Annotated in this window: 12 protein-coding genes; all 12 read left to right on the top strand. The window is 45.2% G+C overall.

The features are described from left to right. Positions 1-28: 28 nt before the first annotated feature. From ACYRYY_RS02480 to ACYRYY_RS02425, 12 genes are read left to right on the top strand one after another with little or no spacing between them, the layout of a single operon-like run. Positions 29-667, top strand: a complete 639-nt coding sequence (locus tag ACYRYY_RS02480; protein ID WP_460213912.1) for a site-2 protease family protein — start codon at positions 29-31, stop codon at positions 665-667. 23 nt (positions 668-690) lie between these two features. Further along, positions 691-1,671, top strand: a complete 981-nt coding sequence (gene trpS / locus ACYRYY_RS02475; protein ID WP_460213911.1) for a tryptophan--tRNA ligase — start codon at positions 691-693, stop codon at positions 1,669-1,671. Then, positions 1,668-2,387: a segregation and condensation protein A gene (locus tag ACYRYY_RS02470; RefSeq protein WP_460213910.1), complete on the top strand. Its 720-nt coding sequence runs from the start codon at positions 1,668-1,670 to the stop codon at positions 2,385-2,387. Before trpS ends, ACYRYY_RS02470 begins: the two co-directional genes overlap by 4 nt. Beyond that, on the top strand, positions 2,380-2,907 hold the full coding sequence (gene scpB / locus ACYRYY_RS02465; protein WP_460213909.1) for an SMC-Scp complex subunit ScpB: 528 nt from the start codon (positions 2,380-2,382) through the stop codon (positions 2,905-2,907). Before ACYRYY_RS02470 ends, scpB begins: the two co-directional genes overlap by 8 nt. After that, positions 2,904-3,605 (top strand): pseudouridine synthase, encoded by a 702-nt coding sequence (locus tag ACYRYY_RS02460; RefSeq protein WP_460213908.1) that lies wholly within the window; start codon positions 2,904-2,906, stop codon positions 3,603-3,605. The genes scpB and ACYRYY_RS02460 overlap by 4 nt, the downstream gene beginning before the upstream one ends. After that, complete coding sequence (gene queD, locus ACYRYY_RS02455) at positions 3,593-3,952, top strand: 6-carboxytetrahydropterin synthase QueD (RefSeq protein ID WP_460213907.1); 360 nt, start codon at positions 3,593-3,595, stop codon at positions 3,950-3,952. Before ACYRYY_RS02460 ends, queD begins: the two co-directional genes overlap by 13 nt. Then, positions 3,927-4,643: a radical SAM protein gene (locus tag ACYRYY_RS02450; protein WP_460213906.1), complete on the top strand. Its 717-nt coding sequence runs from the start codon at positions 3,927-3,929 to the stop codon at positions 4,641-4,643. The genes queD and ACYRYY_RS02450 overlap by 26 nt, the downstream gene beginning before the upstream one ends. Then, positions 4,640-6,442: a tetratricopeptide repeat protein gene (locus ACYRYY_RS02445; protein WP_460213905.1), complete on the top strand. Its 1,803-nt coding sequence runs from the start codon at positions 4,640-4,642 to the stop codon at positions 6,440-6,442. The genes ACYRYY_RS02450 and ACYRYY_RS02445 overlap by 4 nt, the downstream gene beginning before the upstream one ends. Next, positions 6,414-8,630 (top strand): sensor histidine kinase, encoded by a 2,217-nt coding sequence (locus tag ACYRYY_RS02440; RefSeq protein ID WP_460213904.1) that lies wholly within the window; start codon positions 6,414-6,416, stop codon positions 8,628-8,630. The genes ACYRYY_RS02445 and ACYRYY_RS02440 overlap by 29 nt, the downstream gene beginning before the upstream one ends. Further along, on the top strand, positions 8,627-9,997 hold the full coding sequence (locus ACYRYY_RS02435; RefSeq protein WP_460213903.1) for a sigma-54-dependent transcriptional regulator: 1,371 nt from the start codon (positions 8,627-8,629) through the stop codon (positions 9,995-9,997). Before ACYRYY_RS02440 ends, ACYRYY_RS02435 begins: the two co-directional genes overlap by 4 nt. After that, entirely contained in the window at positions 9,998-11,218 is a 1,221-nt protein-coding gene (locus ACYRYY_RS02430; RefSeq protein WP_460213902.1) for an ABC transporter permease, read from the top strand. 1 nt (position 11,219) lies between these two features. Then, a complete protein-coding gene (locus ACYRYY_RS02425) occupies positions 11,220-12,434 on the top strand; it encodes an ABC transporter permease (RefSeq protein ID WP_460213901.1) in 1,215 nt (404 codons plus the stop codon). Positions 12,435-12,478 lie beyond the last annotated feature (44 nt).

Here is a 12,478-nt window from a genome sequence, read left to right as displayed (position 1 = left end):
CAACCCGTTTATCTGGTATTAAATTCTGATGGATTTTAATATTACAGAATATATAAGATTTATGTCTCTGGCGATTGTGCCTTTCTTTTTTGCTATCACCGTGCATGAGCTTTCGCACGGGGTTGCGGCATACATGCTTGGTGACGATACAGCAAAAAGGCTTGGGCGTCTTACCCTTAATCCGTTTGCACATATTGACATTGTAGGGCTTCTTTTCCTGCTTATCACACAGCTTTTCGGCTGGGCGAAGCCTGTCCCTGTGAATTTCTCACGCATAAGGGGCAATAAATACGGCATGGCTATTGTTGCCGCCGCAGGTCCTGTTTCTAATATCGCAGTTGCCCTTGCATCTGCACTGCTTTTACAGGCAATACTTGTTGTGCCGATCCATGCTGATACAATGCTTGCCAGAGTGGCTATGCCCATTGCGATAATGCTGAAACTCTCTGTGCAGATAAATGTTGCCCTCGCCATATTCAACCTTATTCCGATCCTTCCCCTTGACGGAGGGCGAATACTCACCAATTTTCTCCCTTTTGAAAAAGCGTACAAATTTTCGCAGACAGAGCGTTACGGGTTTATCATCATTATCCTGCTGTTTCTTACTGGTATTTTTGATAAAACAGTTCTTCCCGTAATCCGTTACCTGACAGCGTTTCTTCTTTAGAATTTGATAAGAGGTAAAAATAGATGAAAAGAGTTTTAAGCGGAATGCGCCCTACGGGCAAACTCCATATAGGACACTACTTCGGTGCGCTCAAAAACTGGGTGAAACTTCAGAACGAACATGAATGCTTTTACTTCGTGGCGGACTGGCACGCACTTACAACCAATTATGAAAATCCCGAAAATATTATAGAGATGAGGCGTGAGCTTGTGCTTGACTGGCTCGCGTCAGGCATTGATCCCGAAAAGGCGACCCTGTTTGTTCAGTCGAAAAACTTATACCATGCGGAGCTTTTTCTGCTGCTTTCTATGATCACTCCCGTGAGCTGGCTTGAAAGATGCCCGACATATAAGGAGATCAAACAGGAAATTACTGATAAAGACCTTTCAAACCTCGGTTTTCTCGGTTATCCGGTTCTTATGAGTTCGGACATAATAATCTACGGCGCAAATTATGTTCCTGTTGGTATAGACCAGCTTCCTCACCTTGAAATAGCCCGTGAGATAGTGCGCCGCTTCCAGTTTCTTTATAATGCTGATGTATTTGTTGAGCCGGAAGGTCTGCTGACGGAAGTTCCCAAGCTTCCGGGGCTTGACGGGCGCAAAATGAGCAAAAGCTACGGCAATGCTATTATGCTTTCCGAAGACCTTGATGAAGTTGAAATGAAGCTGAAACGCATGAAAACAGATACCCGCCGTCAGCGTAAGACAGATCCGGGCGATCCTGAGGTCTGTCCTGTTTTTGACTACCATAAGGTTTTCTCAACAGATGAGGAGAGGGCGTATATCACAACGGAGTGCAAAAGAGCGGGAATAGGCTGTATGGACTGCAAGATGATCCTTGTTAAGCATATGAGAGAGTTCCTTGAACCGATTCAGGAGCGCAGACGCAAGTTTGACTCAGAGATAAAAGACATGGACGAGTTCCTCGAAGGTTCGCAGAAAAAAGCGAACGATGAGGCGGGCAAGCTTATGGAAAAGGTGCGTGAAGCCATAAAAATATGAGCAGCGAACTTCTTGATGTTTCACTGGAAAACTTTGAGGGTCCACTGGATCTGCTGATCCACCTCATATATAAGAATGAGCTGAATATTTACGACATTCCCATAGCGATCATTACGGAAAGCTTCATCGCCGCTGTAAAAAGGATGGAGCAGCTTGACATAGAAGTGGCTTCAGATTTCATAAACATGGCATCTTACCTTGTTTATCTGAAGTCAAGAATGCTCCTTCCCAGAGACACCTTCTTTGAGGAGGAGCTTGATCCTGAAGAGGAAAAATACCTTTTTACACAGAAGCTTGTGGAATACTCCTTTTATAAGGATGTTTCCGCTGTTCTTAAGAAGAGGGAGGAGGAATCCTCCAAATTTCTCATGCGTGCGGACACTGTGTTCATTGCCAAGGAGCAGGCGGATACTGAAGACCCGTTTTTACTGGCTGATTCCTTCTTTGACCTCACCACAAAGGAACGAAAAACCAAGATGGTGGTGGAGAAGAATATTGTGGACTTCAAGGAAGTAGTGGCGAGGCTGAAAAGTCTGGTCATAAGGAAATGCCGCATGTTCTGGAGCGATATTGTAAAATCATGCAGGAGCAGAAAAGAGGTTGCTGTGTCGCTTCTTGCGGTACTTGACCTTCTTAAAAACAAAGTTGCTGATGCGTCCCAGAATGAAAACTTCGGCGAGATTGTTATAGAAAAAACGGAGGAGAAGGATGGATAAAACACGGGAAAAAAAGATTTTTTATGCTTCTCTTTTCCTCTCCGGCACTCCTCTTGAGAAAAAGTTCTTCCGTGCATTTTTTGAGCCGATGAACCTTGAAAACAGGCTTCTGGAATATGCCGAAGAATTTAATAAGCTGGATACAGGGCTTAGAATCCGCATGGTTTCCGGCGGGTTTCAGCTCGTTACGGAAAGCTCTCTTGTGGAGGCACTTAGACCTCACTTCGGCGAAAAGTCTGATGCACTGGGCAGGGCAAGCCTTGAGACAGCGGCGATAATAGCATACAAACAGCCAGTGACAAGGCTCGAAATAGACGAAATAAGAGGGGTAAACTCCTCCGGCACTGTGAAGTATCTCCTTGACCGAAACCTTGTCAAGGTGGCTGGCAGAAAGGATGTGCCCGGGAAACCTCTTCTTTATGTAACTACAAAGCACTTTCTGGAATATTTCGGGATGAATGACCTTTCCGAGATGCCCACCTTCCGTGAGTGGCAGGAACTTAAACAGGGCGGCGGATGACAGTAAGACTTAATAAATTTCTTTCCGCTAACTGCGGTGTTTCCCGCCGTGAGGCGGACAGGCTGATAGAAGAAGGGCGTGTGCGCATAAACGGCGCAGGTGTTACGGAGCTTGGCGTTCAGGTTGCAGAGACAGATTCCGTTGAACTGGACGGTAAGCCTGTTACGGAGACTGCCCTCGAATATTACAGGTTTTTCAAGCCGAGAGGCATGCTCACAGCTTACGGTGACGGCAGAGGCAAGGACACCCTTGAGGAGATACCTCTTTTGAGGGAAAAGAAGCTGGCTTACTCCGGCAGGCTTGACTATGACAGCGAAGGTCTTATTATTTTTACCAACGACGGTGATCTGATACTCAGGCTTCAGAAATCGGAATTTAAGGCTGAAAAGGAATACCTTGTCTGGGTAAACGGTGATTTGGACGAAAGAGAACTGGACGAAATACGCAGTGGTCTGAAAACCGATGAGATGCACTATCTGCCCTGCGGTGCGGAAAGGATAAAGTCGGGGCATTTCCGCCTTATACTCACCGAAGGGAAGAAACGTCAGGTGCGTGAGATTTTCCGCTTTTTCGGACTGCGTGTATCAAGGCTTTTAAGAGTGAGAATAGGCAACATAACCATAAACGGATTAAGAACGGGGGAGATAAAGAGTCTCTCGCCGAAAGAAATTACGGAGCTAAGAAAATGTATAGGGTAAGAGTTATAAAAAGTTTCGCATCCGCCCACAATTTAAGGGAATACGAAGGAGACTGCGAAAACCTCCACGGTCATAACTGGAAGGTAGAGGCTTATCTCTCTTCTGATAAGCTGGATAAAATAGGCATGCTTGTGGATTTCAAGGTTTTAAAGAAGCACCTTAACGAAATTCTGGACGGGCTTGACCATAAATACATAAACGAACTGGAATATTTCAGAACAGTTAACCCCACCAGCGAAAATATGAGCAAGTTTATCTACGATAAACTGAAAGAGCATTTCGGCTCCATGGTGGAGAGAGTTGTAGTATGGGAGAGCGATAATGCCGCTGCGGAATACTGGGAATAAGGGGCAGGTAAACGAGGTCTTTCACTCGGTTCAGGGTGAGGGGCTTTATGCAGGTGCCCGCCAGCTTTTTGTCCGCCTTGCCGGATGCTCTGTGGGGTGCGAATACTGCGACACTGAGTTTAACACTCCCGAAAGCTTTGATGTATATGGCAAAACAGTAAGCAATCCTGTTACTCCGGAGGAGTTTTTTGTTTCCGTCTGCGCCGGAGCGGACTTAAGCCTGTTTCACTCCGTTTCTTTCACCGGAGGTGAGCCGACGGAACAGCTTAAATTCCTTAAGGAAACAGCGATGCTTTTTAAACAGGCAGGCTGCATGCTTTTTCTGGAAACTTCCGGCTACAGGCATTCCGAACTGAAGGAGCTTAAGGCTGTCTTTGATATATTCAGTGTGGATATTAAACTCTGCCGTGCGGACTGGCGTGAAAATATTGCCAAGCTGCTGCCGGTACTGAAGTTTCTGGGTAAGAGCAGATATTATCTTAAGGCTGTTTTTGACGACAGCAACACAGAAGAAGAATTAGCCGAGGCCGCTTCTATATTATATAAAGCGGGAGTGACCGAAATTTTTGCTCAATCGGTGGATAATAAAGCGGATTTTAATAGAATAGACACAGTTCAGGTGATATTCTCAAAGGAAGGGGTCGAAATGTTCTACCGTCCTCAAATACATAGGTTTCTTGGGATAAGATGATGCTTTTTTTCGGGAGAAAAGAAAAAAACTTTCAGGACGCTATGTCCTTATACTCCAAAAAAAACTACAAACAGACAGTTAAAGCCTGCGGCGAAATTCTTACGGTGCAGCCTGACAATTTTGAGGCGATGAACCTTATGGGCGATGCCTATTGCCAGATGGGGGATAAGGAAAAATGTCTTGAGGTTTATGACGCTCTCCTGAGAAAGTTTGAAGGCGGAAATTATCTTGAAAAGTCCATAGCACTGGTTAAAAAGATAATCCGCAATTATCCTGATAAAGAATCGTATCAGGAAAAGCTTGCGGATCTTTACGGACAAAAGGCTCTGATAACAGAGCAGATAAGCATCCTTACCGGACTTCTGGAGGATAAATCCCGCAGGGGGTTTGTTCAGGAGACAGACCGTATCCTGCGCCGTCTTACCTCTGTTAAATCTGCTAATTCGTCTGACATCGCCTCGCTCATTGAGGTTATGCGCCGTTTCGGCTCCTCAAACGAAGTGAGGCTCATGGCCGAAAAGGGGCTTGCCCTCAAAAGCATCGCACCTGCGGATCTTACTCTGTTCATAAACTGCGCCGTGGATACCGGAGCAGACAGTGCGATATATATCAAGCATCTGCCTGAATACATAAAAAATAACCCTGAAAGCACAGCATCCCTCACTGATGTTATAGCCGAGCATCTGGAAAAGAATTTTGACAAAGCCTACTTTGCTGAAATAGTAAAAAGTGCGGAGCTTGATTCCCTTGTGCCTCTGTTTGTGCGTTTGAAGAGAAAATATCCCAAGCCTGAAATATACGGTTATCTGCTTGAAAATGCAGTTGCCGAAGGGCATGCGGACAGCTTTGAGCATATACTGTCTGAAATAGCTTCTGTTTCTGATGCCATTCTCGATTACTCATTTGCGAAAACCTGCTTTAAATTCATAGATGAAATGAAAACCATAACCGCCCTTGAAAGCATGCGCAGTATAGTGGAAAAAGCACAGGCGATGGATATGAAGCATCAGGTGCTTGACATGCTCCGTGAAGCATACGCAAGATCCGGTGACTCAAAAAGCGCACAGATGATAGATGATGAACTCCACGGCAGAAAATCCGGTCTTATCGGCGGTGAAAAGGAGGCAGGCACATTGGCTGTAGACTCTTTTGATCATACTGATGATCCGGAAGTGAACAGCCTTCTTGAATATTCACTTATGGATCCTATTCCTTCAAAGAAAAAGCCGGAACCTGTTATTGAGATCCCTGCCGAACCTGAAATAGATGATTTTTCCATAGTAACCTCTGAATTTGACCTCGATTCTTTTGTTAATGAACCGGCAGCGGAAGAGGAAAGCGGACTGGATCTTGATAAATTCGCCGCTTCTGAAAGCCGTGCCGAGCCTGAAAATCTTATTGAAAGATACGGTGAAGCTGTCTTTGAAGAACCTGCAAAGGAAGAGAACGAGCCTTCACCTTTCGGGCTGATAGAGGTTGATGATGACTTCGATGAAAGTGAAATTTTCGGTGACATTGAGATAAAACCGCAGACAAAAGACGATGAACCTTCTGTCTCCCACGAGCAGTATCAGCCTGACAACGGGCTTGATGATCTCTTTGATGACCTTGAGATAGTTGTGGAAAAAGCAGAACCGGAAAAGCAGGAAGAGGAAGCCGGAGCGCTTTCTCTGGATGACCTCACTTTCGATTTTGACAGTAAAAAAACAGCCGGACCGGAGAAGAAAACCAAGGACAGCACCAACCCGTCCATTACCTCCGGCGCTCTTGATGAACTCCTCGGCGAGGATGATAAATAGATTCAGAATGTTCGGACTCTCGGAACGCAAAAAGAAACTGATGCTGCTTAAGGGCAAATTCACCGTAAAACGCATAGGGCTTTACGCACTTCTCTTTGCCGCTCTTGTGGCAGTTAACCTCGCTGCGGGCTCAAATATTGTCAACACCGGCTTCCCGTGGTACTCCAACGTATCAATATTCCTGCTTATCAATATAAACATTATCCTTCTGCTTGTTGTTTTCATTCTTATTTTCCGCAATCTGGGCAAGATGCTGGCGGAGCGGCGGCGGAATATTTTCGGTGCAAGGCTTCAAAGCAAACTGGTTATATTCTCTGTTGTGCTTACGGTTATTCCCGTCTTTATAGTGTTCGCCTTTTCAAGCACCGTAATAAACAAAACCATTGATAAATGGTTTGACGCCCAGATAGAGCAGGCGCTCAAAAGCTCAATAGACCTGATGCAGAAATACCAGAACAGGCTTGAGCAGGATATTATCGAACATAGCAGCACTCTTTCAAAGGTTATATCCGAACGTGACTTTATGCAGACCAGGTACAAAAAAGAGCTGGATGCGTATATAAAAGAATATTCCGCTAAAAACCAGATAGACGGCATAGCCATATACAATAATCAGGAAGCAAAAATAAGCTCAGAAGAAAAGGGAGGATTCTTCTTTTTCTCATTTGTTAACGGTGACGTGGTTAACGAGATACTGAGCAAGCAGAGAGTTGCCCGTTATGAGTTTTTCGGTTACGAGCAGATCTACTGGGTTGGGCATCCTGTTGTTTCCAAAAGCAATGAAAATCTGGTTCTCGGTGCTGTTTTTATTTACAGAAAGGTTCCCGCTAATGAGGCGGAGCAGGTCTCTAAAATACTCGATTCATATAATAACTACAGCCAGACACAGTTTTTTGCAGAACCTGTTAAAAACGCTTATAAGCTTCTGCTTGTGCTTATGACTCTTCTTGTGGTTTTCGCCGGGATATGGGGCAGCCTTATATTCTCAAGGGGTATAACACAGCCTCTGGAAAAACTGGCGGAAGCGTCTCTTAATGTTTCTAGAGGTAATCTTGACGTTAAGCTGGAATCCGTGGGCGAGGATGAGGTCGGAGTATTGACCGGAGCATTCAACGACATGGTTAAAAGGCTTAAGGAACATAATGAGGAGCTTAATCTGAAAAATGAAAAGCTCGCAGAAATGTTCATGCAGATAGCAAAGGATAACCAGTATATTGATACTGTTTTTAAAAATGTAAAATCGGCTATAGTTCTCTTTGATGAGTCTTTACAGATCCTTAAATACAACGATCCTGCCGAGATGCTGCGGAACAATAACCCTGATTCTTTTGAAAATAATGTAATGGGAGAACTCCGTGAGTTCATGCTCAGTACCAAGTCCTCAAAACATTCTCAGACAGAGCTTTCTGTAGGGGATGACCTGCGCACCTTCGCAGTTACAATCACCAAGCTTTTCGGTGCGGACGGCGATGTGGAAAATGTGGTTATGGTGCTTGATGATCTGACTGATATTATACAAAACCAGCGAATGAACATCTGGCGTGAGATAGCTACCAGAATAGCGCACGAGATAAAAAACCCTCTTACTCCCATAAAACTCACTGCGGAAAGGGTGAAGAAGCGTCTGGGCAAAAGCCTTGAAGGTGCTGACGGTGAACTTGTGAACAGCAGTATGGATACGATTATAACAGAGGTTAACGAGCTTCAGAATATGGTGAATGAGTTTAACTCTTTCTCCCGTCTGCCTGATCTCACCAAAGGTGTGTTTAATCTGGGTGAGCTTCTCGTTGAGGTGACAGACTTTTACCGTCAGTCGCACCCTGATATTGAATTTGTTTATGAAAGCCGTGACTGTAAAATAAATGCCGACAGAAATCAGCTTAAACGTGTTTTTTATAATCTGCTGAACAACGCCATTCATGCCATGGAAAAAGGCGGCAGGATACTGATTAATGTCATATCTGAGAATGGCATGTGCCGTATCACAGTGGAGGACAACGGCGCAGGCATAGCACCGGAGGATATAGGCAGGGTTTTTGTTCCGTATTTCAGCAAAAAAGCGGAAGGAACAGGGCTTGGGCTTGCGATAGTTAAGAAGATTGTTGATGAACACAACGGAACTATCACGGTTGAAAGCAGGCAGAATGAATATACCAGATTCACTCTGGAGCTGCCCAAAGGGGTATGACATTGAAAACACTCATTATAGACGATGAAAAGAATATATGTACGACAATACAGGGAATCCTTGAGGATGAAGGCTACGAGGTTGATTATGCTCTTACATTTTCCGAAGGATATGAAAAGCTCAAAAGCCAGATGTATGACTTTCTTTTTCTGGATATATGGCTGCCGGATAAGGACGGAATAGAAGGCTTAAAAGAGATCAAACGCTACTACCCCGAAATTGAAGTGGTAATGATAAGCGGACACGGCAATATCGAAAACGCAGTTGAGGCGATCCGCTTCGGGGCGTGGGATTTCCTTGAGAAGCCTCTTTCCCTTGAGCGTATTGTGCTTATTGTCAAGCACCTTGAAGACAAGCTCAAGCTGATACACGACCTGCGTGAATATAAATTTAACACTCTCAAAAAATATGACCTTATAGGCTCCTCCTCCCGCATGGCAGAGCTTAAAAGAAAAATAGAAAAAATAGCTCCGACCAACGCCTGGGTTCTCATCACCGGTGAAAACGGAACAGGAAAGGAGCATGTGGCACGCCTTGTTCATATGCTCAGCAAACGGGACAAGAAAAACTTTGTGGAGATAAACTGCGCCGCCATACCTTCTGACCTGATTGAAAGTGAAATGTTCGGGCATGAAAAAGGCTCATACACCGGAGCCCACGCCACAACCAAGGGTAAGTTTGAGATGGCGGACGGCGGAACTGTTTTCCTTGATGAAATAGGCGATATGGAGCTTGCCGCACAGGCAAAGCTGCTCCGTGTGCTTGAAACAAGCCAGTTTACCAGAGTGGGCGGAAATGAGCTTATACAATCGGATTTCAGGCTTATATGCGCCACAAACAAAAATCTCGAAGAGGAGATCAAAGCAGGAAACTTCCGTGAGGATTTGTATTACCGGATCAATGTTGTCCCCTTTGTTGTACCCCCTCTGAGAGAGCGCAGCGAGGATATTCCTTCCCTTGTCAATTTCTTTGTGAGAGAAGCATGTTCCATGAACGGGATGCCCCTTCGCAGGATAGACGATGACCTTATGGATGCGTTTACCCGTTTTGAATGGCCGGGCAACGTGCGTCAGCTTAAAAATATAGTTGAGCGGATGGTTGTTCTTGCGGATGAAGATACTCTCACAGTGGAGGATGCTCCTTCTTTTCTGCTAGGCGCACCGGAAAAACCTGTTAAGTATGATATAGAATTCAGCTACACTCTGAAGCACGCCAAAGAAAATTTTGAGAAATATTACATTCTGAATGTTCTAAAGAGTAACTCATGGAACATAAGCAGATCGGCAAAGACTCTTGATATTGAGCGGACGTATCTTCACCGCAAAATCAAGCAGTACGATCTGGACAAAGATAAAAACGGCGGCTGAGTGAAAAAACTTATAAATATTTTCTTTGAGGCTGTTCAGGGAGTCATTTCCTACAGGCTCAGAACATTTCTTTCTGTTTTTGCTATAGGTCTGGGTATTGCGGCTGTAACTCTTGTGGTTGCAGTAGTCAACGGAGCCTATAAATCTGTTACCGAGCTGATAAACACCTTCGGTCCTGATACTGTCATGATTTTCGGCGGGCAAAGGAATGTGGGCGGGCACGGTTTCAGGTCGATGACTCTTACAGTTGAGGATGTCCAGGCTATTAAAGATGCATTCCCCACGGCATACAGTGTCCATCCCTTTCTGCCGAACGGCAGCACAAGGATCTCATACCGTGACAAGCACCATGTGGCTTTTGCTATTGGAACTCCTGTTGCATATACGGGGATGGAGTCATGGGAACTGGCTTCGGGAAGAGACATTCTGCCTGTTGATCAGGAATCCGCCGCTAATGTATGTGTTTTGGGTGATACTGTTAAGCGGACTCTGTTTGATGAATCAGAGGATCCTATAGGCAAATATGTTAAGGTTAACAGCTTTTACTGTCAGGTAATCGGTGTCCTTAAGCCTGCGTCTCTCATGGGGATGAGGGGTGATATGAATGACAGGTTTATAATGCCTCTTTCGTCTGTGATGAAGCGTATCTCCGGTCAGTACAAGCATATTATGATGCTCCGTGTGAGCTTCGAGGATATAAAAAATATCAGTCAGCGGGTTGACGAGCTTGAAAGCTTTCTCCGCATGCGTCACAATCTGGCTGATGATCAGGACAGCGACTTTATGATAATAAGTCCCGATATGATAATGAAATTCTTTTTTGCTGTCAGCGGCGCAATAATGGTTTTCATCGGGATAATGACCCTGCTCACAGTTTCTGTGGGCGGATTTGTAATGGCAAACATGTTTCTTATCTCTGTTCAGGAACGCACTAAGGAGATAGGTATAAGGCGTGCCTTCGGCGCAACAAAGTCTGATATATTTACGCAGTTTATACTGGAGTTCGGCATAATAACTCTTCTGGGGGCTCTTTTAGGGTTTCTTTTGGGCTCAATAGGTGCAAAAGCGGTTTCAGGCTTTGGAATATTTATTGCGCAGGTCTCCCCTGTAGTGTTCTTTGCTGCTCTTTTTGTGTCAATGCTCATTGCTGCTGTTTTCGGAACCGCTCCGGCGGGCAGGGCGGCTTCGGTTAACCCCATAGACGCCATACGGAGCAGATGAAATGAAGTATCTCCTTACTTTTAAGATAATCATAGATGTTCTCAGGGCTTACAAGGTGCGTACGGCTCTTGCGGTGATCGGTGTACTTCTTGGTACATATGCGGTTATTCTGGTCACAAGTCTTACTGCTTCTTTGGAGAAAAAGGTACGGCTGGAGATTGATAAATTCGGCGAGAATATCCTTACCGTGGTGTCTGGCAAAGTTCGCCGCAGAGCATCGGCACAGGTTATATACCAGTCAACGATGCTTAAGCCTGTTGACCTTCAGGATATAAGCGATGAAGTCAGCGGTGTAAAGGCTGCAGAAGCTTTCACTATGCGCACGGCACTTGTAACCTATGATGGCATAACTGTAAGTACCAGTGCCACAGGTGTGACTCCGGAAGGTTTTAAACTGAAAAATCTAGCTCTGGAGAGCGGGAGTATGTTCAGTGACAGTGATGATGCGAACATGTCGAGAATCTGCATTATCGGTTCGGAAGTCAAACAGAAGCTTTTCGGCAATGAAAACCCCGTGGGCAGAACTGTTCTGATCTACCGTGTGCCTTTTATCGTTTCCGGCGTGCTGGAGCCAATGGGTACGGATCTTACAGGAGCAAGCCTTGATGATATCCTTGTCATGCCCCTGAATACCCATATGAAGCGCATCAGAAACGTTGACTATGTGGACGGTATCATGGTGCAGATGCAGAAATATGATTATGAGCCCCAGATAATAACAGGAATACAGAACATATTGAGACGAAACCATAAAATAGGCGCAGGTCAGGAGGATGACTTTGACATTATCTCACCTTCTGATATGATGGAAATGCGTACGGAAGTTCTCGGAATAGTCAGTTTTCTCGGTAATATCACTGCTGCCGTGAGCTATCTGATAGGCGGACTGGGCATATTTTCCATCATGCTGCTTATTGTCGGTCAGCGCAGTCAGGAGATAGGAATACGCCGGGCGGTGGGCGCACGCAGGCGTGATATTATGCGTCAATTCCTCGGTGAATCAGCAATTATAGGCTTGTGCGGCGGAATATTCGGTGGTTTCTTAGGGCTTCTCACATGTTACGGAGTCTTTGCCAGCGGCAAGCTTCCATTTGCTTTCAGCACTGCCGGAGGTGTCGCCGCATTTGTCTCCTCTCTTCTGATTGGTGTGGTTGCCGGTGCGTATCCTGCTTCTCTGGCAACCAAAGTAAAGCCTGTTGAAGCATTGAAAAGCTGAGAGAACTTGAGTAATGTGAGCGTGTATGCAGAAAACTACAGGAT

The organism is Geovibrio sp. ADMFC3, from assembly GCF_054687035.1.
The sequence above is the reverse complement of the archived record's forward strand: the minus strand, read 5'-3'. Positions and strand labels throughout refer to the sequence as shown.

Excerpts from the sequence above, each read along its gene's own strand:
- ACYRYY_RS02480 (WP_460213912.1), top strand. The coding sequence starts at position 29 with ATGGATTTTAATATTACAGAATATATAAGATTTATGTCTCTGGCGATT.
- trpS (WP_460213911.1), top strand. The coding sequence starts at position 691 with ATGAAAAGAGTTTTAAGCGGAATGCGCCCTACGGGCAAACTCCATATA.
- ACYRYY_RS02470 (WP_460213910.1), top strand. The coding sequence starts at position 1,668 with ATGAGCAGCGAACTTCTTGATGTTTCACTGGAAAACTTTGAGGGTCCA.
- scpB (WP_460213909.1), top strand. The coding sequence starts at position 2,380 with ATGGATAAAACACGGGAAAAAAAGATTTTTTATGCTTCTCTTTTCCTC.
- ACYRYY_RS02460 (WP_460213908.1), top strand. The coding sequence starts at position 2,904 with ATGACAGTAAGACTTAATAAATTTCTTTCCGCTAACTGCGGTGTTTCC.
- queD (WP_460213907.1), top strand. The coding sequence starts at position 3,593 with ATGTATAGGGTAAGAGTTATAAAAAGTTTCGCATCCGCCCACAATTTA.
- ACYRYY_RS02450 (WP_460213906.1), top strand. The coding sequence starts at position 3,927 with ATGCCGCTGCGGAATACTGGGAATAAGGGGCAGGTAAACGAGGTCTTT.
- ACYRYY_RS02445 (WP_460213905.1), top strand. The coding sequence starts at position 4,640 with ATGATGCTTTTTTTCGGGAGAAAAGAAAAAAACTTTCAGGACGCTATG.
- ACYRYY_RS02440 (WP_460213904.1), top strand. The coding sequence starts at position 6,414 with ATGAACTCCTCGGCGAGGATGATAAATAGATTCAGAATGTTCGGACTC.
- ACYRYY_RS02435 (WP_460213903.1), top strand. The coding sequence starts at position 8,627 with ATGACATTGAAAACACTCATTATAGACGATGAAAAGAATATATGTACG.
- ACYRYY_RS02425 (WP_460213901.1), top strand. The coding sequence starts at position 11,220 with ATGAAGTATCTCCTTACTTTTAAGATAATCATAGATGTTCTCAGGGCT.